The sequence below is a fragment of the Mycobacterium sp. genome (assembly GCF_035274705.1).
Lineage (GTDB): Bacteria > Actinomycetota > Actinomycetes > Mycobacteriales > Mycobacteriaceae > Mycobacterium.
Window position 1 is genome coordinate 16911 of record NZ_DATENY010000031.1, and the last position, 23174, is coordinate 40084.

Annotated in this window: 20 protein-coding genes; 10 read left to right on the forward strand and 10 right to left on the reverse strand. The window is 66.3% G+C overall.

The genetic code is table 11. The features are described from left to right. The first annotated feature begins 30 nt into the window (after positions 1-30). The 3 genes from VJV41_RS07985 to VJV41_RS07995 all read left to right on the forward strand — a co-directional run bounded on the left by VJV41_RS07985 (position 31) and on the right by VJV41_RS07995 (position 2440). Complete coding sequence (locus tag VJV41_RS07985) at positions 31-528, forward strand: hypothetical protein (protein ID WP_325332759.1); 498 nt, start codon at positions 31-33, stop codon at positions 526-528. A 24-nt stretch (positions 529-552) separates the two neighbouring features. Beyond that, positions 553-1458, forward strand: a complete 906-nt coding sequence (locus VJV41_RS07990; protein ID WP_325332760.1) for an alpha/beta hydrolase — start codon at positions 553-555, stop codon at positions 1456-1458. A gap of 364 nt (positions 1459-1822) precedes the next feature. Then, positions 1823-2440 carry a class I SAM-dependent methyltransferase gene (locus VJV41_RS07995; RefSeq protein ID WP_325332807.1) on the forward strand — a complete coding sequence of 206 codons (618 nt, stop codon included), beginning with the start codon at positions 1823-1825 and terminating at the stop codon, positions 2438-2440. On the opposite strand, the gene VJV41_RS08000 is transcribed toward VJV41_RS07995, so the two are convergent. Genes VJV41_RS08000 through VJV41_RS08010 form a run of 3 tightly spaced genes read right to left on the reverse strand, consistent with a single transcriptional unit; the run spans position 2437 to position 5823 of the window. Then, a complete protein-coding gene (locus VJV41_RS08000) occupies positions 2437-3726 on the reverse strand; it encodes an amidohydrolase family protein (protein ID WP_325332761.1) in 1290 nt (429 codons plus the stop codon). The two genes, VJV41_RS07995 and VJV41_RS08000, sit on opposite strands and share 4 nt — an antisense overlap. Beyond that, entirely contained in the window at positions 3720-4826 is a 1107-nt protein-coding gene (locus tag VJV41_RS08005) for a CoA transferase (RefSeq protein WP_325332762.1), read from the reverse strand. Before VJV41_RS08005 ends, VJV41_RS08000 begins: the two co-directional genes overlap by 7 nt. A 13-nt stretch (positions 4827-4839) precedes the next feature. Continuing rightward, positions 4840-5823, reverse strand: coding sequence for a MaoC family dehydratase (locus VJV41_RS08010; protein ID WP_325332763.1), 984 nt, complete (start codon positions 5821-5823; stop codon positions 4840-4842). Positions 5824-5864: 41 nt separating this feature from the next. On the opposite strand from VJV41_RS08010, the gene VJV41_RS08015 reads away from it, so the two are divergent. Further along, positions 5865-7040: an acyl-CoA dehydrogenase family protein gene (locus VJV41_RS08015; RefSeq protein WP_325332764.1), complete on the forward strand. Its 1176-nt coding sequence runs from the start codon at positions 5865-5867 to the stop codon at positions 7038-7040. Then, positions 7041-7763, forward strand: a complete 723-nt coding sequence (locus tag VJV41_RS08020; RefSeq protein ID WP_325332765.1) for a GntR family transcriptional regulator — start codon at positions 7041-7043, stop codon at positions 7761-7763. Here VJV41_RS08020 and VJV41_RS08025 read toward each other — a convergent pair. From VJV41_RS08025 to VJV41_RS08050, 6 genes are all read right to left on the reverse strand, one after another. Next, positions 7733-8689 (reverse strand): Rieske (2Fe-2S) protein, encoded by a 957-nt coding sequence (locus VJV41_RS08025; RefSeq protein WP_325332766.1) that lies wholly within the window; start codon positions 8687-8689, stop codon positions 7733-7735. The two genes, VJV41_RS08020 and VJV41_RS08025, sit on opposite strands and share 31 nt — an antisense overlap. 26 nt (positions 8690-8715) lie before the next feature. Beyond that, complete coding sequence (locus tag VJV41_RS08030; protein WP_325332808.1) at positions 8716-9594, reverse strand: enoyl-CoA hydratase/isomerase family protein; 879 nt, start codon at positions 9592-9594, stop codon at positions 8716-8718. A gap of 5 nt (positions 9595-9599) precedes the next feature. Beyond that, entirely contained in the window at positions 9600-11126 is a 1527-nt protein-coding gene (gene fadD4, locus VJV41_RS08035) for a fatty-acid--CoA ligase FadD4 (protein ID WP_325332767.1), read from the reverse strand. 106 nt (positions 11127-11232) lie between these two features. Continuing rightward, positions 11233-13059, reverse strand: a complete 1827-nt coding sequence (locus VJV41_RS08040) for a phosphoenolpyruvate carboxykinase (GTP) (protein WP_325332768.1) — start codon at positions 13057-13059, stop codon at positions 11233-11235. A 220-nt stretch (positions 13060-13279) separates the two neighbouring features. Next, the gene (locus VJV41_RS08045) at positions 13280-14779 is read right to left on the reverse strand and encodes a hypothetical protein (RefSeq protein ID WP_325332769.1); all 1500 of its coding nucleotides are present in this window, start codon (positions 14777-14779) and stop codon (positions 13280-13282) included. Next, a complete protein-coding gene (locus tag VJV41_RS08050) occupies positions 14776-15732 on the reverse strand; it encodes a hypothetical protein (protein ID WP_325332809.1) in 957 nt (318 codons plus the stop codon). Before VJV41_RS08050 ends, VJV41_RS08045 begins: the two co-directional genes overlap by 4 nt. Before the next feature lie 193 nt (positions 15733-15925). Between VJV41_RS08050 and trmB the strand changes: the two genes are divergently transcribed. From trmB to VJV41_RS08065, 3 genes are read left to right on the forward strand one after another with little or no spacing between them, the layout of a single operon-like run. Continuing rightward, positions 15926-16675, forward strand: a complete 750-nt coding sequence (gene trmB / locus VJV41_RS08055) for a tRNA (guanosine(46)-N7)-methyltransferase TrmB (protein WP_325332770.1) — start codon at positions 15926-15928, stop codon at positions 16673-16675. After that, positions 16672-17373: an NYN domain-containing protein gene (locus VJV41_RS08060; RefSeq protein WP_325332771.1), complete on the forward strand. Its 702-nt coding sequence runs from the start codon at positions 16672-16674 to the stop codon at positions 17371-17373. The genes trmB and VJV41_RS08060 overlap by 4 nt, the downstream gene beginning before the upstream one ends. Positions 17374-17418: 45 nt before the next feature. Then, positions 17419-20430, forward strand: a complete 3012-nt coding sequence (locus tag VJV41_RS08065; protein ID WP_325332772.1) for an MMPL family transporter — start codon at positions 17419-17421, stop codon at positions 20428-20430. On the opposite strand, the gene VJV41_RS08070 is transcribed toward VJV41_RS08065, so the two are convergent. Next, positions 20427-21569 (reverse strand): AI-2E family transporter, encoded by a 1143-nt coding sequence (locus VJV41_RS08070; RefSeq protein WP_325332773.1) that lies wholly within the window; start codon positions 21567-21569, stop codon positions 20427-20429. The genes VJV41_RS08065 and VJV41_RS08070 overlap by 4 nt on opposite strands. A 77-nt stretch (positions 21570-21646) precedes the next feature. Between VJV41_RS08070 and VJV41_RS08075 the strand changes: the two genes are divergently transcribed. Next, positions 21647-22786 (forward strand): YbhN family protein, encoded by a 1140-nt coding sequence (locus VJV41_RS08075; RefSeq protein ID WP_325332774.1) that lies wholly within the window; start codon positions 21647-21649, stop codon positions 22784-22786. 8 nt (positions 22787-22794) lie between these two features. Further along, entirely contained in the window at positions 22795-23148 is a 354-nt protein-coding gene (locus tag VJV41_RS08080; RefSeq protein WP_325332775.1) for a DUF3054 domain-containing protein, read from the forward strand. Positions 23149-23174: the final 26 nt, after the last annotated feature.

Genomic DNA, 23174 nt, shown 5'->3' on the forward strand with positions numbered 1-23174 from the left:
GGCTGCCGTACTGGGGCCATGCTGAGAACCATGCTGGGAAGGGTCGTCGCTCTGGGAGTCGCAGCCGCGGCGGCGATCACCTGTGGGGTGGCGTCGGCTGACCCGTCGGCGTACGGCCCGTCGCGTACCGGCGCGAGTGACCCCGTGCCTCTCAACGGGCGTTATGTCTTGAACCGAGCGCTAGATCGGCAGACGTTCAACGGTTCTCCGGCGCCCGCGATCCCGTTTGCGGGTGAGGTCGACTTCAACACGACGTGTGACAAGAGCGGTTGTGTCGCGCATTCGAGCCTGGTGGCCAACAACATGCCGTTCGACTTCCGCTGGACTGGCGACGCGTGGCAGACCGTGCAGCACTTCGACTGGACGTGCGGTGATTCCTCCGCGCCGGCGACGGTTACCTACACGTTGGCGCCGGACTCCAGCGGCACGCTCACGGGTACCCGGATCGCGATCGTGGGGTCCCCGGGCTGCGGCAGTGCGCACGTGCTTGGCACGGTAATCAGCCCACTGACCGGTGTACCGGCCTGACGACGTTGCCGTAATACTGGTCAGGTGCCGACCAGTGATTTCCATCCCGACCTGCGCCGCGCCGCGCGCTACATCCCCAAGCAGGTGGTCACACCCGTCACGGTGCCGTTCATGAGGGCGGCCGAGCGCTTGCTTTGGCGGCGGACGCCGCCCAAGGACATCGAGGTGTTGACGCTGGGTTCGGGCGTCGGCGTTCGGTTGTTTCGTCCTGAGGGCGCCAGCGGTCCAGGGCCCGCGCTGCTGTGGATCCACGGTGGCGGATACGTCATCGGAAGCGCGGCGCAGGACGACCAGCTGTGTCGGCGGTTTGCACGCGAACTCGGAGTGACGGTCGCGTCGGTGGACTATCGGCTGGCACCGGACCACCCGTACCCCGCGCCGCTCGAGGACTGTTATTCCGCGCTGAAGTGGCTGACCCATCTACCCGCCGTCGACCCCACGGGCGTGGCAATCGGTGGCGCAAGCGCCGGTGGCGGGTTGGCCGCCGCGCTGGCCCTGCTGACGCGAGACCGCGGCGAAATCGCCCTCACCGCTCAGATTTTGGTGTATCCGATGCTCGACGACCGCACCGTCGACCGCAAGGATCTCGACAATCCGGGCCATCGGCTGTGGAACCAGTCCAGCAACAAGTTCGGTTGGTCGGCTTACCTCGGCGACGCTGACCGCGAGGTGGCAGTCCCGGCGCGACGCAATGACCTCGCGGGGTTGCCGCCGGCATGGGTGGGAGTCGGCACACTCGATCTGTTTCACGATGAGGACCTGGCCTACGCCGAGCGGCTCAAGGTCGCAGGCGTGCCCTGCCAGGTCCAGGTGGTTCCGGGCGCATTCCACGGTTTCGACGGGATTGTGCCGAAAGCCGAAGTGTCACGATCGTTTTTCGACAGCCAGTGCGCGATGTTGCGGGAGGCGTTCACGCCCGCGGCGGCGTAGGCCTCGGGCCTCGTCGCCGAGGGTCTGCGGTGCCATGGCGCGTCGCTGAGAATTTGCGGTGGCCCCCAACTTCCGGTCAATTCACTTGCCGATTTCGCGAACCAACTCACCGCGCGTTTGCCGCGGGCCTCACGGCAAAGGATTCATCAGATCGCCAACTGCATCCAGAGCCAAAGATGTTTCTGGATCTGGCATTACGCCAGAGTGATATCACTCGAATCGATGATCGAAACCACGCACCGTCGAATCCGTGGTGCTCTATTCTGGGGATGCTCGGTGGACACAATCGGGGGATATCCGAGATATGCAAAATGCGACGGAACCGACGGCCGACCCTACGTACTACTGCCATGAACGTCCAGAGATGCTTCGATTCGTTCCTGGAACCGTTCAACGCGTGCTCGAACTTGGCTGTGCCGAAGGGGTATTCGCCGGCGCGATCAAGAAGCGCACCGGTGCGGAGGTCTGGGGTATCGAATTCGAGCCTGATTCGGCAAAGCAGGCAGGCACCGTCTTAGATCGCGTCCTCGTCGGAGACGCAGATGCGAGAATCGCCGAGTTGCCTGATGCTTATTTCGATCTGATCATCTGCAACGACGTGCTGGAACACCTTGTGAATCCGGTCTTTACGTTGAGACAGCTTCGGCAGAAGATGGAGCCCGAAGGCACCGTCATCGCCTCCATCCCGAATATCCGGTACGTCCCAGCATTGAGCAAGATAGTCTTTCGCAGGGATTTTCCGCAGGATGACTTCGGCATCTTCGACCGGACACATCTGCGTTTCTTCACACGGAGAAGCATGGTGCGATTGTTTGAAAGCGCTGGTTTCAGCATGCGTCGGATGAAGGGCATCAATCCCCGCTATGGCCCGTTTGGCCTGCTGTTGACCCTCTTGACTTTGGGGTACTTTGCCGATGGCTTCTATCTGCAATATGCGTGCGTAGCATCCCCAGCGGGTGTGAATCGCCAGCGCGGCCGCTAAACCAGCTCACCGGCGATGATCGTCGCCGCGACTAGCGACGAATCCAGTTGCCGCAATGCCTCATCCGGCGGTGCGCCCAGCACGCATAGGTCACCGGGCTGACCCGGCGTGACGGTCCTCGGCGTGACGGGATCGCCGGCTCTGCCGAAGAACATCGTCAAAGCCTCACGCGCAGAGACACATTCGTCGCGTCCGAGGACTGTACCGCTTGCTGTCTTGCGATGAACCGCCGCGCGCATGGTCGCCCACGGGTCGCCTTCGCCGAACGGCATATCGGTGGACAGCGCCACCGGTACACCCGCCCGGAGCAGCGAGGCCAGCCGCCACAACTCGTGATGTTCGTCGGCGGGAACGTCGGTCAGGTACTGATCGCCGCGCTCGGCGACGAAATTCGGCTGGGTCACCACGGTCACGCCAAGGACCGCCAGCTCGGCCATGCTGTCATCGGGGACAACGGCCGCGTGCTCGATGCGGTCTTGCGGGTGCGTGCCAGCCGCGCGGAGCGCCGCGAGTGTGACGACGAGTTGGGGGGCCGTCACGCAGTGCACCGCGACGGGAGCCTCGTCGGCGTGGCGGTCGGCGATCCACGCTGTTATTTCGTCGAGGTCGAGACCCGCATCATGCAGGATCCGCTTGCCTGGGGCCAGGCAGTCGACGCGCTGAAGAAGCTCGCCGTGCCGATGTGCCTGGATCAGCTTCACAATGTCGGAGGCCTCGAGTTCCGGCGTCGCGTCCGTGACACCGGTGACGCCAAATTCGCACAGCCTTTGGCTGACCTCGGCTAGCCCGGATTCGTTGCGCTGCAACGTGTCCGACCAGTATCGGTCTGCGCTTCGCAGGCGGCCGTCGGGGTGATCGGCCAATCCAACCTCAGCCAGACCCGCCGAGTTCAGCGTCCACAGCACACCGCTGCGATGCTGCACGCGCACCGGCACCCGCGGCGAAAGCTCGTCCAGCACTGCACGATCCAACGGCCCCGCGACCGCCTCGTGATAGCCCACAGCTCGGATCCAACCGTCACTTCCGACCTTGGCCTCGGCGAGCGCTCGGGCGAGATCCTCGCGGCCACGCACCTCGGCGGGCCCCACCCGCGCCGACGTGAGCGCGGCGGCGGCCGACCGCAGATGTACGTGGTGATCGTGCAGGCCAGGAATGACGGTCCCGCCTGCCGCATCGAGCACCGTTTCGCCTTTGTGCGGCGTCAGGTCGCCCATCTCGACGATTCGCTCGTCGACACGGATGTCGGTGGAAGTGCCGTCGAGCAGCGCCGCGCGCTGAATCAGCATGAGGCGAGCCGCCTTTCGGCAATGAGCCGCTCGACGACAGCGTTGTCCGCACCGACGGTTGGCGCAGCTGCCGGCAGTGTCGGCTTCGCCGTGCACTCGATCTCGGTGGCACTCGGCATTTCGGCATAGGTCGCGGCCACTGCGGCCATCGATATTTCGATCAACTCGCCACCGCCGCGGCTCAGCGATTCCGCCACGGCCACTGCCGCGTGCAGGCCCGTCAACGGGTCCGCGATCGCGTCGCCGCAGAACACCGGACCGTCTTCGGCGTTGCCGACCAGGCCGCCCGACACTGCGGCGTCGTCGCCGAAGGCCACCCAGTTGGCTTGTTCGCCATCGGTGCCATGGCCAGTGATCCGCACCCACACCCGGCCGTCGCGGGGCGCCACGTCCGCCGGGCCGAGGCCTCGATGCGTGAGGGCAGCGGGACGCGACGACTCGATGACGACGTCAGCGGCCTCCAGCAGCTGTCGCAGCCCAGCCGGGTCAACGAAATCGACCGTGTACGAGAGCTTTCCGCTATTCATCCAGTCGAAGAAGGCGGGTGACCCGGCACGGGTGCCGTCCGGGCGGACCTTGCTTTCGACCTTGACGACGGTCGCGCCGGCCTGTGCGAGCAGCTGCCCGCACAGCGGCCCGGCCCACATCGACGACAGGTCGGCCACCAGCAAGCCCGACAGCCTGCGCGGCATTGTTGGTGCTCCCGCTGAACGGATTCGCGGTGGTGCGGCGGGTGTTTCGCCGAGTGCGGCGACAGGAAGGCCGAGCAGCCGGCCACGATACGTTACGGCTGCGGATTCATGCTCGCCGACCCAGCGTTGCACGGCCGGCCATGGATCGTCACCGACGGCGTCGGACTCCACCAGCGCGGGAACGGCGTCGATGTCGTCGCGCCGCGACAGCGTCAGCGCGCACCAGCCGTCACGGCTTTCCATCAGTCGCGCCGCGCCGCCGGCCGAGGAGCGGCCGCCCGGCGAAAGTCCGAGCAGTGCTGCCCGGCCGGCGATGACCTGGGCGGCGTCGACCGCAACGCCTGTGATCGCCTGCCACGCGTCAGCCACCCGCCGTGCCTGCTCGAGCACGGCGGCGGGGATGTTCATACGGCCATTGTGCTCAGAACTGCAGCGCGGTGAACCGCCAGTCCAGAACCTGACGGTCGGGCTGGTCTATGGCATACACCAATGACCGCAGCTTCAAGACACCCCCGCGCCCGTCCGGCGAGGCTTCCGCAGCCCCGACATGAAGCTCGCTGTAGAGCGTGTCCCCCTCGTGCACCGGGCCGGTATGGTCGCACGACTCCCACCCGAGCACCGTGACAAGGTTTGGCAGCAGCCGCGTCGCCTGTGCCAGCGCCAACCCGATGGTGTGGCCACCATAGACCAGGCGCTCTCCACCGACCCGCGAATCGTGGTGCGTCGCAGCAATATTCAGGGTAAGCCGGGCGAGCTCCGGCGCGCTGCTGACGACATCGGCGGTGCTGTGCACCACAGCGCCCGCAATCCCGGAATCGAAATGGGCGCCCGGCACCTTCTCGCGGTAAGCGTTGGCATCCCAGTCGGCGGTCGGGTCGTGCGGCGGCGCGAGGTCCGCGCCGATCTGGGAGAGGTCGTCGGTGTGACCGGTTTCGCGTTCGGAGCTCAGCGGGATCATCGCGCAGCGATAGAAGTCCAGCACCAGCCGGCCGACCTGGTCGACAGTGGTCATCCGCAACGCCGCCAGCCCGGTCGGCGTCCGGCCGGGTTTGGCCGAGTTCTGCTTGAGCCCGACCACCTCGGTGCGGGTGAACACGCTATCGCCGATCACCGGGAACCTGTGGAAGCTCAGGCCGCGATAGAACAGGTTGGCCTTGACGCGCTGGGTGGCCAGCGTGCTCTGGCCGATCGCCACGTCGCAGACCAGAGCGGGGTGCGCCAGCGGGGCGGTTGCACCGGTCACGGCGTATGCGAGTTGGGCGTCGAGTGCGAGGCGGAGCCGGTCCCCGATGATCGACTGATGCGCCGCGGCCGCCCCGGCCGTCAGCGTCATCGACGGCGCTGAGTCGAATACCTGCCCGACCTGGAGATCGTCAAAGTAGGGGCCACCGGTCACCGTCGACATGTTGCCATTGGGCCGTACAAAGTGTCAATATGGCCGTACCTATGATTGCTGAAGAAACCATGCTGGTCGAGACGGTGCGGACGTTCGTCGACCGGGATGTAAAGCCGACCGTCCGCGAAGTCGAGCACGCCAACGAGTACCCGGAGGCGTGGATCGAGCAGATGAAGCGCATCGGCATTTACGGCCTGGCGATTCCCGACGATTACGGCGGTTCACCGGTGTCGATGCCGTGCTACGTGCTGGTGACCCAGGAGCTGTCACGCGGCTGGATGAGCCTGGCTGGCGCGATGGGCGGGCACACCGTCGTGGCCAAGCTGCTGACGCTTTTCGGCACCGACGAGCAGAAGCGCACATACCTGCCGGCGATGGCGACCGGCGAATTGCGGGCGACGATGGCGCTGACCGAGCCCGGCGGCGGCTCGGATCTGCAGAACATGAAGACGACCGCCCTGCGCGACGGTGACGGGGTGGTCATCAACGGGTCCAAGACGTGGATCAGCAATGCCCGCCGATCCGGGTTGATCGCGCTGCTGTGCAAAACCGACCCCGCCGCGAAACCTGCGCACAAGGGAATCTCGGTGCTGCTCGTCGAACGCGGAGAGGCCGCGCCGGGCCTCGACATCGGGTCCAGCCCGGGCCTGACCGTCTCGCGGGACCTGCCCAAGCTGGGTTACAAGGGTGTCGAGACGTGTGAGCTGACGTTCGACGACTGCCGCGTGCCTGCGTCGGCGATCCTCGGTGGCGAACCGGGCAGGGGTTTCGCGCAGATGATGAAAGGCCTTGAGACCGGGCGTATTCAGGTGGCGTCGCGGGCGCTCGGGGTGGCCACGGCCGCACTTGAGGACGCGCTGCGTTACGCCCAGGACCGGGAAAGCTTCGGCCAGCCGATCTGGAAACACCAGGCCGTTGGGCATTATCTGGCCGATATGGCCACCAAGCTGACGGCGGCGCGCCAGCTCACGCTGTATGCAGCCCAACGCTACGACAGCGGGGAGCGCTGCGACATGGAGGCCGGCATGGCGAAACTGTTCGCCTCCGAGGTGGCCATGGAGATCGCGCTGAATGCGGTCCGGATCCACGGCGGGTACGGCTATTCCACCGAATTCGACGTCGAACGCTACTTCCGCGACGCGCCGTTGATGATCGTCGGCGAAGGCACCAACGAAATCCAGCGCAACGTGATCGCCAGCCAGTTGGTGGCCCGCGGAGGCATCTGAATGAAGCCCGCGTATCAAACCCTGCGCGAACAGCTTCGCGACGAGATCACCGCGGGGCACTACAGCGACGGCTCCCGCATGCCCACCGAGTCGGAACTGGTTGAGCGTCACGGTTTGTCGCGGCAGACGGTGCGCCGTGCATTTCAGGACCTGGTCGCCGAAGGGATGGTGTACCGGGTGCCGGGCCGCGGCACGTACGCCAGCGATCCGGGGAGCCGCTACCTACGCCAGCTGGGCTCGATCGAAGACCTCATGAGCCTGTCCGACGACACCACGATGGAAGTGCTGAGCGGCCTGCGCCGCCGGGTCGACGTCGATGCGGCCAGCCGGCTGCGGCTCGACGACGACATCGTCTACTCAGTGGCATTTCGGCGCCTGCATGACGGGGTTCCATTCGTACTGACGACGGTGCATCTCATTCCGTCGGTCGCCCAGCCGGTGCTGGCGTCGGCCGGACTGGCCGACGGCGCGGTCGGCACCCACACGGTGATCGGCCTGCTCGAGCCGCACCTTGCCGAACCGATTGCCGAGGCGGCGCAATCGATTACGGTCGCACCAGCTGACACCGCCGTCGCCGACGCGGTCGGATGCGAGCCGGGCCATCCGATGCTGCGCGTGGATCGGCTGTATTCGGACGCGACCGGACAGCCAGTCGAACTGGCGGTCAGCCACTTCCTGCCGGAGCAGTACACCTACAGGGTGACGTTGCGCCGCTCCGGTTGAGCCTGCGGATAGAAGCCACTGGCCCACTCGCGCAGATGCGTGAAGTCGTCGGCCTCGGACGGAGCCAGGCCTGGACGGTCAAGGTATTGCTGGTGCGCCCAGATGTCGATGTCGTCGAGCAGCATTCGCTTGGCTGCCTCGAGTCGGTAGTCGTAGTCTAGGTTTTCCGATATCCAGTAGGTGGCGAATATGTCGGTGGTGACGTCGTCAACGGGTGTCGGGCAGATAGAGATGACCTGGATACCGTCGCCGTGGCATTCACAATTCAAGCTCAAACCGACGCCGTACCAAGTGATTTGGACCGGGTCACCTTTGCCGAAGCCGATCGAGGCGTGCCAGCTGGATTCGTTCGCCGACGCGGCAAGCACGATCGGGCTGACCGGGACGTGATGTACGAACCGATGATGCTGACGGTCAACGGAGCTCTCGGCGATCACCTGCGGATGGACGGTCACGCCGGCGAAGAACTGCCGTTCGTCCGGGCCGATGGGCCGAAAGTACTGGCTGCCGATCACGCTGCCGAGTTCCTGCCGTGCATCGGGCACCGGCCACACCGGCTCATGTCGGCCAAGGTCATGCCAGATATAGATACATTCGTTGAGCTCGGTGACGTTCCAGGACCGGACATATCGGGCGCCATCCGGCTGGGGCTCGTAGGGGATGCGGACGTTGTGGCCGTCGTCGCCACTCCACACCCATCCGTGGAATGGGCATTGGATGCCACCCTCGACCACACAGCCGCCATGGGACAGGTCGGCGCCGAGGTGCTGGCAGTACGCATCGAGGACGTGGACCGCGCCGTCGAGATCGCGGAACGCCACGAGGTCCGCGCCGAAGTACTGCAACGGCTTGACGTCGCCGACCTCGAGGTCGGCGCTCCAGGCCACCTGGAACCAGCCGGTGGGTCGCATGCTCGGCAACCCCATGCCGCCAGCCTGCCACTGTTGGCGAGTTAGGGGGTGACTTCGTCGACCAGACCCCAGCTCAGCGCCGTAGCGGGCTCGATCGTCTGGCCGGATAACACCAGATAGGCAATCCGCCAGCGGCCTATGCGGCGTGTGATGCTGACTGTGCCGCCTGCACCGGGGATCAATCCCAGGCTGAGCTCCGGCAACCCGAACACCGCGTCCGGGGTGGATCGGACCCATCCGCAGTACGCGGCCATCTCCAGCCCGCTGCCGAGCACCTGGCCGTGCACCTCAGCGCGGCAACCCGGGCCGAGCCGAGCCGTGACCTCGTCCAGCACGAGGGCAGGGCTGTAGCGCGTGCGGGCCAGGTGTGCGCTGGCCGGGTCGCCGAAGGTGCCGAATTCGGCGAGGTCGCCTCCGCTGCAGAACGACGGGCCATTGCCGGTCAGCACGAGTTCGGTGATCGACGGGTCGAGGCGGGCGACCTCGAGTCCTTCGAGCAGAGCCGCACGCGCGTCGGTGGAGAACGCGTTATGCCGCTGCGGACGGTTGAACCTGATGTACAGGCGGTCGCCGTCGCGCTCTGCCTGCACAGGATCGGGGATATCGGGCACCTGTGCAGGGCCACGTTCGGCGAGCCAGCGGGCGAACTCCGGTCCGGACTGCAAGGTGGAATACGCCAGTGATTCGGTGACGACGCCGGCGAACGCGGGCGCTGCCGGGTCGAAGGCGCGCAGCACGTCGTCACAGACTGCCGCCGCGTGCGGCCAGCGTTCGCACCGCTCGGTAAGCGTCTCCAGCGCGTCGGGTATCGAAGCGACCGTGACGGTGCGACGATCGTCGCAGGCACCCTCCGTCAGCGTGAAGGTTGCTTGCTCAACCGGGTTTTCGATTCCGACGGAGATCCCGCCGGGCAGCTCGATGACATTCACGAGTACTTGTTGACCAGCTCCTGCTTGTACAGCTTGCCGGTATCGGTGCGCGGCAGCTGCGCCTCGAACGAGATCGAGCGCGGACACTTGTAGTGCGCCAACCGCTCTCGCAGCCACGCCAAGAGTTCGTCGCCGAATTCGTCGGTGGCGTCGGTGGCGTCGAGGGTCTGCACGACACCCTTGACGGTTTGCCCCATTTCGTCGTCGGGGATACCGAACACCGCCGCGTCCAACACTTTTGGATGGGTGACGAGCATGTTCTCCGCTTCTTGCGGATAGATGTTGACGCCGCCGGAGATGATCATGTGGTGCTTGCGGTCTGTCAGGAACAGATAGCCGTCCTCGTCGACATAGCCGACGTCGCCGACCGTCACCCAGCCATGCGTGTCGCGAGACTCGGCGGTCTTGTCTGAATCCTTGAGGTACTCGAACAGCCGTCCACCCATGTCGAAGAAGATCTGCCCGGCCTGTCCAGACGGAAGATCGTTGCCTTGCTCGTCGAGAATATGGGCCTGCCCGACAAGTGGTTTGCCGACGGAGCCAGGATGAGCGAGCCAGTCGTCGGCGGTGATCCACGTGACGCCGGCACCTTCAGATGAGGAGTAATACTCGTCGACGATGGGCCCCCACCAGTCGATCATCTGCTTCTTGATGTCGACCGGACAGGGCGCCGCCGCGTGCACTACTCGCTTGAGGCTGGCGATGCTATACGAATTGCGCACCGCCTCAGGCAGTTTCAACATCCGCACGAACATGACGGGCACGAATTGGCCATGGGTAACTCCGTAGCGCTGGATCGCTTCGAGGCACTGTTCCGGGTCGAACTTCTCCATCACGACGACGGTGCCGCCCATCGCGAGCACTCCCATCGACCACATGTTGGGTGCGGTGTGATAGAGCGGGGCGGGACTGAGATACTTCCCGTCACTGTCGAATCCGAGCGTGCCCAATAAGACGCCGACCATGCTTGGCGCCTCCGCGGGCGAGAGGTGAAGGAGCTCGCGACGGATGCCCTTGGGGCGCCCAGTGGTCCCCGACGAGTACTGCAGAAGCTCACCCTCGATTTCGTCGGCGATCGGCGAGTCAGATTGGCCCGCAACGCATTCGGGGTAGCGCTGCCAGCCGTCGAGGTCGTCGTCGGCGATCATCAGCAGGTCGGGCAGGCCGTCGGGCAGATGTTCTTCCAGCCCTTCGCACACCTTGCGCATGGCCCGCGCAGCGACAACCGCCTTGGCGCCGCTGTTGTCGACGATATAGGCGGCCTCGGCAGGAGTGAGGTGGGTGTTGATCGGCGCGTAGTAGAGGCCGCTGCGCCGCGCCGCCCACATGACCGCGTGCAGATGCGCGTTGTTTTCCATCAGCACTGCGATGGTGTCGCCCTCGACCAGCCCGGCGCGCCGGAAGTGGTGGGCCAGGCGGTTCGCACAGGCCTCCAGCTCGCCGAAGGTCACCGTCGCGCCCGACGGATGGACGATCACGGCGGGCTTGTCGGGGGTAGCCTCGGCGTGTTCGCGAATCTGCATGGGCTGACTTTACGACGCCCAAACTTGACAGGTGTCAAGCACCCCTTGACCGGGAGTCAGTCAGCTTCGACGGCCGAGCCGTCAGTCAGCTTCGACGGCCGAGCCGTCAGTCAGCTTCAGCCAGCCGGTGCTTGAGCGCGTCGAACTCGTCCTTGATGCCGGTCGGCAGCTTCTCGCCGACGAACTCGAACCACTCCTCGATCAGCGGCAGCTCATCGCGCCACTCCGAGGGAACGACCTTCAGGGCCTCGTCCACGTCCGCCGCATCGACGTCGAGCCCGTCGAGGTCGAGATCCTCGGCGGTCGGCACGATGCCGATCGGGGTCGACGCGCCGTTGGCCTTGCCCTCGACACGCTCGATGATCCACTTCAGCACCCGGCTGTTCTCACCGAAGCCCGGCCACAGGAAGCGGCCGTCGTCGCCGCGGCGGAACCAGTTGACGAAGAAGATCTTCGGCATCTTCGACTCGTCGGAGTTCTTGCCGAGATCGATCCAGTGTTGGAAGTAGTCGCCGACGTTGTAGCCGAGGAACGGCAGCATCGCCATCGGGTCGCGGCGCACCGTGCCGACCTTGCCCTCGGCGGCGGCCGTCTGTTCGCTGCCCATGGTGGCGCCGATGAACACGCCGTGCTGCCAGTCGTTGGCTTGCGTCACCAACGGCACGGTGGTCTTGCGCCGCGCACCGAACAGGATCGCCGAGATCGGCACACCCTGCGGATCGTCCCACTCGGGCGCCAGCGTGGGGCACTGCGACATCGGCGTGCAGTACCGCGAATTCGGATGCGCCGCCTTGTCTTCCGAGTCGGGCGTCCAGTCACGGCCCTTCCAGTCGATGAGGTGCTGCGGATCGCCCTCGAGGCCTTCCCACCAGATGTCGCCGTCGTCGGTCAGTGCGACGTTGGTGAACACGGTGTTGCCGGCTTCGATGGTCTTCATCGCGTTCGGGTTGGTCTTCCAGTTCGTGCCCGGCGCAACGCCGAAGAATCCGAACTCGGGGTTGACGGCATAGAGCCGGCCGTCCTTGCCGAACCGCATCCACGCGATGTCGTCACCGAGCGTCTCGGCGCGCCAGCCGGGGACCGTCGGCTGGAGCATCGCGAGGTTGGTCTTGCCGCACGCCGACGGGAACGCCGCGGCGACGTAATACGCCTTGTTCTCCGGCGAGATCAACTTGAGGATCAGCATGTGCTCGGCGAGCCAGCCCTCGTCGTGCGCCATGGCCGAGGCGATGCGCAGCGAGTAGCACTTCTTGCCCAGCAGCGCGTTGCCACCGTAGCCGGAGCCGTAGCTCCAGATTTCGCGGGTCTCAGGGAAGTGGGTGATGTACTTGGTGTCGTTACACGGCCACGGCACGTCTTTCTGGCCGGGCTCCAGCGGCGCGCCGATCGAGTGCAGCGCCTTGACGAAGAACCCGTCGGTGCCCATCTTGTCGAGCGCGGCCTTGCCCATGCGGGTCATGGTTCGCATCGAGACGACGACGTACTCCGAGTCGGTGATCTCCACACCTAACTTGGGGTCGTCGGCGCCGAGCGGACCCATGCAGAACGGCACCACATACATGGTGCGGCCGCGCATGCAGCCTTGGTACAGGTCGGTCATGACGCCGCGCATTTCGGCGGGGTCCATCCAGTTATTGGTCGGGCCGGCGTCGATCTCCCGCTCGGTGCAGATGAACGTGCGCGACTCGACGCGCGCTACGTCCGAGGGGTCCGACAGCGCGAGATAAGAATTCGGCTTCTTCTCGTCGTCCAGCCGCTTGAACGTGCCTGCCGCGACGAGCTGCTCGGTCAGCTGCGCGGCCTCTTCTTCCGAGCCGTCAGCGAACACCACGCGATCGGGTTGTGTCAGTTCGGCCACCTCGGAAACCCAGGCGAGCAGCCCTTTGTGTTTCGTCGGTGCGGTGTCCAGACCTGGAATGGTCGCTGCGGTCATCTGTGCCTCCCTGCCGTCTCCTGCGTGCGCTATCTGCCAGGACGCAGGCCCCGATGGCGCCAACGGACTCAAAAGCCGGCGCCGCGGTCGTCCCTGTACTGAAGGTTAACGTGGGTGAGATACCCGCGGTAAATCGGGAGTATGTCCGATCACTCACAGGAACGATTCAGAACGCCTTTTCTGACTGTTTATCGATTCAGCAGGTTCGTTGGTCATTTCGTCAATTCGTGGATTCGGATTTGTCGGTGGGCAAAGCGCCGTCGACTCCGTCCACACCATTCCTGGCCTCGGCAAGTGCCGCCCCGTACAGCTCGGCGCGAACCGTGTCCAGCGCTCGTTGCAGCTGTGGCAGCCGGCGATCCCGCAAGGTCGCGGCCCGCGCGGTGGCGAGCGTATGTTCGCGCAGCTCGGCGTCGATCTCCACAACTCGATCCGCGGCGGTGGCACCCTCGGCTTCGTCGCGCACCGCCAGCTCCGACGTGAGAGCGGTTTCGGCGGTCAGCACCCGCGTCGCAACCCGTTCCTCACCGGCGGATCGCAGCGCCGTGGTGACATCGGTGCCCCAGCGGTCGAGAACTGCCCGGTCGCGCAGCAGCCCGCGGATCCCGACCACCCAGATGGTGAGCAGCAGGCCCACCAGCCCGCCCGCCACCAGGCCCGCGACCGTCAAACCGGGCGCAAGGCCGGCGAACAGCCGCGTCACGGCCAGCGCCACCCCGAGCCCGAAGCCCGCACCGAGGACCAACATCAGCTGCGTTTCCAGCCGACGAGATTTCAACGGCGGCGACGCCACCTCGGGGGCTTCGGGCGGCGACGGCACCTCCAGCGGCGGGAGGCCGAGCTCGGTCGCGACGTCGCCGAGCTGTTCGGTAATGCCCTCGTCCACCTCTGCGACCACTTCAACCACTCGATTCCGCACGTACGGCTCGAATTCGCCGAGCCGGCGGCGGGTCATGTTCGAGGCGTCTTCGGCCAGTTCGGCGCGCACCGACGTAGCGCGGTTGCGCGCGAAGTACGTCAGCTGCACCCGCGCCCGCTGGATCTGGCTGCGCAGCGCGATCGTTCGTTCGGTCTTCGACAGCCGCCGCCCCCGCAGAATGTCTTCCCGGTTCTTGCGCAGCGTGGCAACCCGCGCCTCGCGGTCCGACCCGGCGGCTTCGGCTTCATGGCGGGCGATCACGGCGTGCAGGCGGGCTTCCCAGGCGCGCAAGCGGTTCCGGCGTTTCACATCGGGGTCGGCCAGCCGCTGCCGCAGCACACCGACGAGTTCGTCGAGCCTGGGCTCACCCAGATCTGGTGCGGCCGCCGCGCCGACCCACTGGACATGCTCGTACCGCGGGGCCCGCGCTGAGAGCAGGGCACGGTCGGCGGCCAGTAGCTCTCGCCAATTGCGGTGCGCGTCGATCTTCGAGACCACGCCGACGATCAGGTCGGTGTAGTTTGACGCCAAATCGACGAGCGCGCAATCGGATTCGGTTAGCGGTGCGATCGCGGAGACCACGAAGACCACGGCTGCGGGCGCATCGGCCGGACCCAGCTCATCGGTCTCTACGAACTTGCGTTCTGGCATCGACTCGCGCAAGGCCGTGACGAGGCTGGTGGCGCCTGCCAGCCAGGGGCCGGTCACCAGCACCACGTCGCGGCTGTCCACACCCGGCGAATTCAGCCCCGGGTCGATCGCCGCCACAAGGGCGTCGGCCGCCGCGATCGGATCGCTCATCGGGCCGGGCCCAGCAGGCGCAGCGAACCCCTCGCGATATCGGCGCCGCAGCTGCGATGCAACGCGTTTACCGGGCCGCGGCCATAGCGCCGCCAGTGCGCGGCCCGCCGCAGATGTGACCTGGGGTCGTCTCCGCGATCGACGGTCAACCCCGCGGCCTCGACCACATCGACCGCGGCGGACATCATCGCCAGCACCGTCTCGTCGCCAGACAGGAACTCCGCCAGCTGGTCGTCGCCGGATTGCGCTGCGAGAACACGCAATTCGGTGACTGCTGACCTGATCCTGCGGTAGCGGACCGGCGCGCCGACGGCGTCGAGGTGCTCGACGACCCGGTCGAGAAGACTGGCCCGGCGCATCAGTGCATGCAGCGCGGCGGCGTCGGCTCCCTCGCCGAGAGCCAGCACCGCGTGCGCGATGCCGAACCGGTCGAGCGTCTCGAGCAGGCGCCGCCGAAGTGCATGCGGCACCGAATGCTCACTGCGCACGAACGCCTCGGTGGACGTCAGATCGGCGGGCTCGGTGACCAGGGTGCGCAGACCGCCGATCAGCTCGTCGTCCAGTTCGGCCGTGGCCAGCAAGGCCACCATCGGAACCGTCGGCACCCTCGTCAACGCTCGGCAGTCGGCCGCGATCCGATGCGCCAGCGCCAACGGCCCGCCGTTGGCGAAGCCGCTCAGGTCCGCCTTGTTGAGCACGGTCAACGCAGGCCCGTCGAACGCGGCGAGCAGGGCCCGATCCTCGGGCTTGAGCGTCTCAGCGATCACCACGACCTGGACGTCAGCCGCCGCGGCATCCGGCGTCACGGCCACGCCCGCCGCAGTCAGTGCGGCCGACACGGTCCCGCGACCCACGCCGTCCCGCCCACACACAGCGACGCGCAGCGGTCGGGCAATACGACGAACAACCGGCGTCAACCGCGGATTGCGGCTCTGCTCAGCGAATCGCGTCAGCGCATCGACGAAAATCTGGCGGCCTTCCGTTATCCCGACCCGATCCGAACACGGTCCCCATCGGAAATGTTGGCACCTCCGCAGACACACCGCGAGCGGTTGTTTAGGCGGCCTGTGAGGCGACACCTGCTTTACCAGCCGAAGGCAACTGTTGGGTATCAATCTGTACCACGATGCGGGTACTCGACCCTTGATGAGCGACCATGGACGGATGCATGCGTCCCGGCCCGATGTCGCCGGCACCCTGCCGCCGTCGCATCTGCATCCCCGCATCACCAGCTTCCGCGCCAGGCGGTCGGCGCTTTCCGGCGGCCAGCAGGCCACCTGGGAGCGGCTGTGGCCCAGGCTGGGCATGCAGGCCCGCGGCGAGGACGGCCCGGCGCCGCGGCTCGACACCGAGGCGTGGTTCGGCCGGTCGGCGCCCGTCGTGCTCGAGATCGGCAGCGGCACGGGTATCTCGACGCTCGCGATGGCGCAGGCCGAGCCGCACCTGGATGTGGTCGCGGTGGAGGTGTACCGGCGCGGGCTGGCACAACTACTCAGCGCCATCGACCGCGAAGGCGTCACCAACATCCGGCTGGTCCGCGGCGACGGTGTTGACGTGCTCGAGCACATGTTCGGGCCGGACTCGCTGACCGGCGTGCGGGTCTACTTCCCCGACCCCTGGCCCAAGGCGCGCCACCACAAGCGCCGGCTGCTGCAACCGGACACGGTCGCGCTGATCGCCGACCGGCTGCGGCCCGGCGGTGTGCTGCACGCAGCCACCGACCACGCCGGCTACGCCGAACAGATCGCCGAAGTCGGCGACGCCGAGCCGCGGCTGCGCCGCGTCACAGCGTCGGACTCACTGCCGATCTCGGTGGATCGGCCCGTCACCAAGTACGAAACGAAGGCCCGGCATGTGGGCAGCGACGTCGCCGAACTGCTCTGGGAGAAGCGATGAGCCTGACCGAGGACATCCAGCAGATAGAACCGCAAGTAGAAGAAGTACCGCCTCCGACCGTCGCGCCGGCCGAGGCGACCGAGCGGGTACTGCTGGTGTGGGACGCGCCCAACCTGGACATGGGCCTCGGCTCGATCCTCGGCGGTCGGCCCACCGCTGCACACCGGCCGCGGTTCGACGCGCTCGGCCGGTGGCTGCTGACCCGCACGGCTGAACTGTCGTCCACGCGCGCCGACGTCTCCCTTGAGCCGGAGGCCACCGTCTTCACCAACATCGCCCCAGGTAGCGCCGACGTCGTTCGACCCTGGGTGGAGGCATTGCGTAACGTGGGGTTCGCGGTCTTCGCGAAACCGAAGATCGACGAAGACAGCGACGTCGACGTCGACATGCTCAATCACATCGCGCTGCGGCGCAGCGAGGGATTGGCCAGCGTGCTGGTCGCCTCCGCAGATGGGCAGGCTTTCAAACAGCCGCTCGAGGAAATCGCCAGAGACGGCATCCCGGTCCAGGTGCTGGGATTTCGCGAACATGCCAGTTGGGCGTTAGCGTCGGATACCTTGGAGTTCGTCGACCTGGAGGACATTCCTGGTGTCTTCCGGGAACCACTACCGCGAATCGGCCTAGATTCGCTGCCCGAGCAGGGAGCTTGGCTGCAGCCGTTCCGGCCGCTGTCCTCGCTATTGACCTCGCGCGTGTAGACAACTGAGATGCGCAGGTCGCAAAGGACTTAGTAAGGAGCCTACGTGTTCGCCTGGTGGGGTCGAACGGTGTACCGATACCGATACATAGTGATCGGTGTCATGGTCGCACTGTGCCTTGGTGGCGGAGTGTTCGGCATCAGCCTCGGCAGCCACGTCACTCAGAGCGGCTTCTACGACGACGGCAGCCAGTCCGTACACGCCTCGGTTACCGCGGACAAGGCCTACGGCCGCGACACGTCGGGCCACATCATCGGGATCTACACCGCGCCCGATGGCAAGACCGTCGACGACCCCGCCTTCAAGCAGAAGATCCTCGACAACCTCGCTCAGGTCGAGAAGGACCACCCCGACGAGATCCTGCGCTCCATTGGGTACTTCAAGAGCCCCGACGTGCTGAAGAACATGGCGGACGCGGACAAACAGCACGCGTTCATGTCGATCCAGCTCAAGGGCGACAACGACGACGCGATCCTGAACAACTACAAGAAGGTCAAGGACGACCTGCTCAAGATCAAAGACGACGGCGTCGACGTCAAGCTGGCCGGTCTGCAGCCGTTGGCGGGCGAGTTGACCGGAACCATCGGCGACGACCAGAAGCGCGCCGAGGTCGCGGCCATCCCGCTGGTGTGTGTGGTGTTGTTCTTCGTGTTCGGCGGCGTCGTCGCGGCCGCGCTCCCCGGGATCATCGGCGGCCTGACCATCGCGGGCGCGCTCGGCATCATGCGGCTCGTCGCTGAATTCATGCCCGTGCACTTCTTCGCCCAGCCGGTGGTGACCCTGATGGGGCTCGGCATCGCGGTCGACTACGGCCTGTTCATGGTCAGCCGATTCCGTGAGGAGATCGCCGAGGGCTACGACACCGAAGCCGCGGTCCGAAGAACGGTGATGACCTCGGGCCGCACGATCATGTTCTCCGCGGTGATCCTGGTGGCGTCGTCGGTGCCACTGCTGCTGTTCCCGCAGGGGTTCTTGAAGTCCATCACCTACGCGATCATCGCGTCGGTCATGCTTGCGGCGATCTTGTCGATCACCGTGCTGGCCGCCGCGCTGGCCATCCTGGGCCCCAACGTCGACGCGCTGGGCGTGCGCACGCTGCTGCGAGTCCCTTTCTTCCGCAACTGGAAGCCGATGCGCGTCTACCTGACGTGGCTGGCCGACAAGACGCAGAAGACCAAGACCCGCGCAGAGGTCGAGAAGGGCTTCTGGGGCAAGCTGGTCAACCGGGTAATGAAGCGGCCCATTGCATTTGCCGTGCCCATCGTCATCGTCCTGATCGCGCTGATCATCCCGCTGGGACAGCTCGCCCTCGGCGGCATCAGCGAGAAATACCTGCCGCCCGACAACTCGGTACGCCAGGCGCAGCAGGAGTTCGACAAGATCTTCCCGGGCTTCCGCACCGAGCCGCTGACCATCGTGATGGAAAGTGACGACGGGCAACCCATCACGGACCAACAGATCGCCGAGGTGCGCAACAAGGCGATGCAGATACCGGGCTTCACAGATCCGGACAACGATCCATCAAAGATGTGGAAGGAACGCCCGTACCTCGACGGCGCGTCGAAGGATCCGTCCATCCGGGTGATCCAGAACGGATTGGAGAACCGTAACGACGCGTCGAAGAAGATCGAGGAGCTACGCGCGCTGACCCCTCCCCGCGGCATCACTGTGTCTATCGGCGGCACTCCTGCGCTTGAGCAGGACAGCATCCACAGCCTGTTCGACAAGCTGCCGTTGATGGTGCTGCTGCTGATCACCGCCACCACGATCCTGATGTTCCTGGCGTTCGGGTCGGTGGTGCTACCGATCAAGGCCGCGGTGATGAGCGCACTGACGCTGGGCTCGACGATGGGCGTGCTCACGTGGATGTTCGTCGACGGCCACGGTTCCGGCTTGATGAACTACACGCCGCAGCCGCTGATGGCGCCGATGATCGGCCTCATCATCGCGGTCATCTGGGGCCTGTCGACCGACTACGAAGTGTTCCTGGTCTCCCGCATGGTGGAGGCCCGTGAACGCGGTATGTCCACCACCGAGGCCATCCGGATCGGCACGGCGACCACCGGCCGGCTGATCACGGGCGCTGCCTTGGTGCTGGCCGTCGTCGCAGGCGCGTTCGTGTTCTCCGACCTGGTGATGATGAAGTACCTGGCGTTCGGTCTCCTCATCGCTCTGCTGCTGGACGCCACCGTGGTCCGGATGTTCCTGGTGCCGGCGATCATGAAGCTGCTCGGCGACGACTGCTGGTGGGCGCCACGCTGGATGAATCGCCTCCAGGAACGCCTCGGCCTCGGCGAGACGGAACTGCCTGACGAGCGCAAACGTCCCGCGGTGCGCGAACCCGAAGAGGCTCTCGTCGGTGCGGGCGGTCCGGCACCGCGCCCGCGGCCGCCACACGACCCGACCCATCCGGCCGCCGAGGCTTCGTCACGCCCAGGCGCTACGACGCGGATCCCTGCGCCGCCGCGGGCCAACCCGCCCTCTGTCGCGGGTACGACGCGCATCCCCACCGCCCGTCCGCAGCCCGTCGACGAACCCCCGACCACCCGGTTCTCGAGTGCCAAGAATGCGGTCCGCAACGCGGTGAACAACGCGACCTCCCGGGTCAACCACCCGCCCGCGGGTGACACCGAGCGCGGGCCCCGGCCCGGGCCCGGGCCTAAGCCAGCGCGCGAAGAGCGCGAGATCGAGTCGTGGCTCGGTGAATTGCGCGGCACCGCGCCAGAAGGCAGGGGACGGCCGTCAGCGGACGCCACGCGCGCGATGCCCGAGCTGGGGGCCCCTCCCGCGCAAGCTGGGGGACGGCCACGGCAACAGCGTCCGCAACCGGGCAACGAGCCGACGACCGCGATTCCCGCGCAACGTCCGCGGCCGCAGAACGCCGACGCGACGACAGCCATTCCGACTCCGCGGCAACTGGGGACCCCGCCCGAAGGCAGGGGAGATCCGGAGTCCACCGAGAAGATCGACACCCGCAAAGAAGACGAGCATCAGCGCCGCGGAACTGGCGGCGGGGTGAGCGCGCAGGATCTACTGCGGCGCGAAGGCCGGCTCTAGTCGACGTCGTCCGGCGTCGACCTCACCACCGGCCCTTGTTGGGCCTCCAACTCGGCTTCCTCGGCCTCCGGTTCGGCGGCCAGCAGCACGCGCACCGCGCTGTTGAGGAACGCCACGGTCGGCACCGCGAGCAGCGCGCCGACGATCCCGGCCAGCACGCCGCCGCCGGCGATTGCGAGCACGACGGCCAGCGGATGGATCGAGACGGCACGCCCCATCACCAGCGGCTGCAGGACATGGCCCTCCAGTTGTTGCACGGCGATGATCAGGCCGAGGGTGATCAGCGCGTACAGCAATCCCTTCGCGATCAGGGCCACGATCACTGCGAGAAAGCCGGCGACCACGGCACCGACGAGCGGCACGAACGCGCCGAGGAACACCAGCGACGCCAACGGCAGCGCCAGCGGAACTCCCATGATCGCCAAACCGGTTCCGATACCCAGCGCATCGACAAGAGCGACCAAGAACGTCGCCCGTACATACCCGATCAACGAATGGAATCCGGCCCGACCGGCGTCGCGCACGCGTTCGCGCACGTCCGTAGGGAACATCTTCGTGACGAACGCGAAGATGTTGCGCCCGCCGTGCAGGACGAAGATCAGAGTGAACAACACGAGCAGGGCGCCGGTGACAATCTCGGTCACGGTGCCCGCCGTCGACAGCGCCCCGCTTGTCAGCTTCTCCTGGTTGTTCTGCAGCGCCTCGATCGCAGATTTGCGGGCCGAATCGATCTGCTGCTGATTGATATGGAGTGGGCCTTGTGTCAGCCAGTCCCCCACGCCCTTGATGCTTGTGCTGACCTGTTCGACGAGTGCCGGTGCGCCCTGGATGAACTGGCTGACGACGAATGTGAGAATGCCGCCCACCACCGCGATGCCGCCGAGCAACACGAGGGCGACCGCACCTCCGCGTGGAGCGCCGCGCCGGTCCAGGAAGTCGACGACCGGCAGCAGCAACGCGGCCAGCATGGTCGCCAACGCGACGGGTACCACGAGGAGCTCCAGGTGCTTGACCGCCCAGAGCAACGCGACGATCGCCGCGAAGATGACCAGCAGTCGCCACGACCATGCGGCCGTCTTCCTGACGAGGGGACTCACCGACTCATCGGCGAAGGAGTCAACTGAAGGGCCCGCTGGCATGCCGGTAGCGTAACGGCCACCCGCGTCATCGCAGCGGATCTCGGGATTCGGCCTCGTGACGCTTTACCCTGTAGGGCGTGTCCCACGACGCGCCTGCGAGCGACTCCCAGGCCGGAAAGACCAGCCAGGAGCGGCCCGCCCGGGGCAAGTATTGGTGGCTGCGCTGGGTGGTCATCGCGGTCGCTGCCGTCGTGCTGGCCGTTGAGCTCGTTCTGGTCTGGGATCAGCTGGCCAAGGCGGCCAAGAGCCTGTACTCGGCGAACTGGTGGTGGGTACTGGCGGCGGTGGTCGCGGCGATGTCGTCCATGCACAGCTTCGCGCAGATCCAGCGAACCCTGCTGCGCTCGGCGGGTGTAACGGTCAAACAGTGGCGCTCCGAGGCCGCCTTCTACGCCGGCAACTCGTTGTCGACCACGCTGCCCGGTGGCCCCGTGCTGTCGGCCACCTTCATCTATCGCCAGCAGCGGATCTGGGGCGCCTCGCCGGTGGTGGCGTCGTGGCAGCTGGTGATGTCGGGCGCCCTGCAGGTGGTCGGCCTGGCACTACTCGGCCTCAGCGGCGCCTTCCTGCTCGGCGCCACCAAAAACCCACTGTCCCTGATCTTTTCGCTCGGCGGCTTCATCGCCTTGATCCTGCTCGCGCAGGCGGTCGCCACGCGGCCCGAATTGATCGACGGCATCGGCGTGCGGGTGCTGTCGTGGTTCAACTCGGTACGCGGCAAGCCCGCCGACACCGGACTGGACAAGTGGCGCGAGACCCTGTCGCAGCTGGAGTCGGTGAGCCTGAGCCGCCGCGAACTCGGTGTGGCGTTCGGCTGGTCGTTGTTCAACTGGATCGCCGACGTCGGGTGCCTCCTGTTCGCCTGCTATGCGACCGGAGGCCATCCGTCGATCGCCGGTGTGACGGTGGCCTACGCGGCGGCCCGCGCCGTCGGATCGATTCCGTTGATGCCCGGCGGCCTGCTGGTTGTCGAGGCGGTGCTGGTGCCCGGCCTGGTGTCCTCAGGTATGACGCTGGCTTCGGCCATCTCGGCGATGCTGATCTACCGACTGATCAGCTGGATCTTCATCGCCGCGATCGGCTGGGTGGTGTTCTTCTTCATGTTCCGCACCGAAAAGGACATCGACCCCGACGCCACCATCGCCGAAAACATCCAACAGCCACCGCAATTCAGCCCCGACCCCGAAGCACGTCACGAGCCGGACCCGGATCCCTAGGCGCGCAAATGAAATCGAATCCGCTCATGGCGGTGGTCACCGACATCGTCTGCGTCGTGGTGTTCTGCGCGATCGGGCGCCGCAGTCATACCGAGGGCCTGACGGTTGCCGGTATCGCCCAGACAGCTTGGCCGTTCCTGACCGGAACCGGTGTCGGCTGGCTGCTGTCGCGTGGATGGCGGCGGCCCATGGCGGTGGTGCCGACCGGGGTGGTGGTGTGGCTGAGCACGATCATCGTCGGAATGCTGCTGCGCAAAGTCGCATCTCAAGGGGTTGCGGCGAGTTTCGTGGTGGTGGCGTCGCTGGTGACTGCACTGTTGCTGCTCGGCTGGCGCGCCGCAGTCAGGCTGATCACACGATAGAAGCGCCGATGCCGCCCCGCCACAGC

What these genes read in the sequence shown, in the direction of transcription:
- VJV41_RS07985 (WP_325332759.1), top strand. Translation starts at nt 31, where the DNA reads ATGCTGGGAAGGGTCGTCGCTCTGGGAGTCGCAGCCGCGGCGGCGATC.
- VJV41_RS07995 (WP_325332807.1), top strand. Translation starts at nt 1,823, where the DNA reads ATGCTTCGATTCGTTCCTGGAACCGTTCAACGCGTGCTCGAACTTGGC.
- VJV41_RS08000 (WP_325332761.1), bottom strand. Translation starts at nt 3,726, where the DNA reads ATGCTGATTCAGCGCGCGGCGCTGCTCGACGGCACTTCCACCGACATC.
- VJV41_RS08005 (WP_325332762.1), bottom strand. Translation starts at nt 4,826, where the DNA reads ATGAACATCCCCGCCGCCGTGCTCGAGCAGGCACGGCGGGTGGCTGAC.
- VJV41_RS08010 (WP_325332763.1), bottom strand. Translation starts at nt 5,823, where the DNA reads ATGTCGACGGTGACCGGTGGCCCCTACTTTGACGATCTCCAGGTCGGG.
- VJV41_RS08015 (WP_325332764.1), top strand. Translation starts at nt 5,865, where the DNA reads ATGATTGCTGAAGAAACCATGCTGGTCGAGACGGTGCGGACGTTCGTC.
- VJV41_RS08020 (WP_325332765.1), top strand. Translation starts at nt 7,041, where the DNA reads ATGAAGCCCGCGTATCAAACCCTGCGCGAACAGCTTCGCGACGAGATC.
- VJV41_RS08025 (WP_325332766.1), bottom strand. Translation starts at nt 8,689, where the DNA reads ATGGGGTTGCCGAGCATGCGACCCACCGGCTGGTTCCAGGTGGCCTGG.
- fadD4 (WP_325332767.1), bottom strand. Translation starts at nt 11,126, where the DNA reads ATGCAGATTCGCGAACACGCCGAGGCTACCCCCGACAAGCCCGCCGTG.
- VJV41_RS08040 (WP_325332768.1), bottom strand. Translation starts at nt 13,059, where the DNA reads ATGACCGCAGCGACCATTCCAGGTCTGGACACCGCACCGACGAAACAC.
- VJV41_RS08045 (WP_325332769.1), bottom strand. Translation starts at nt 14,779, where the DNA reads ATGAGCGATCCGATCGCGGCGGCCGACGCCCTTGTGGCGGCGATCGAC.
- trmB (WP_325332770.1), top strand. Translation starts at nt 15,926, where the DNA reads ATGAGCGACCATGGACGGATGCATGCGTCCCGGCCCGATGTCGCCGGC.
- VJV41_RS08060 (WP_325332771.1), top strand. Translation starts at nt 16,672, where the DNA reads ATGAGCCTGACCGAGGACATCCAGCAGATAGAACCGCAAGTAGAAGAA.
- VJV41_RS08070 (WP_325332773.1), bottom strand. Translation starts at nt 21,569, where the DNA reads ATGCCAGCGGGCCCTTCAGTTGACTCCTTCGCCGATGAGTCGGTGAGT.
- VJV41_RS08080 (WP_325332775.1), top strand. Translation starts at nt 22,795, where the DNA reads ATGAAATCGAATCCGCTCATGGCGGTGGTCACCGACATCGTCTGCGTC.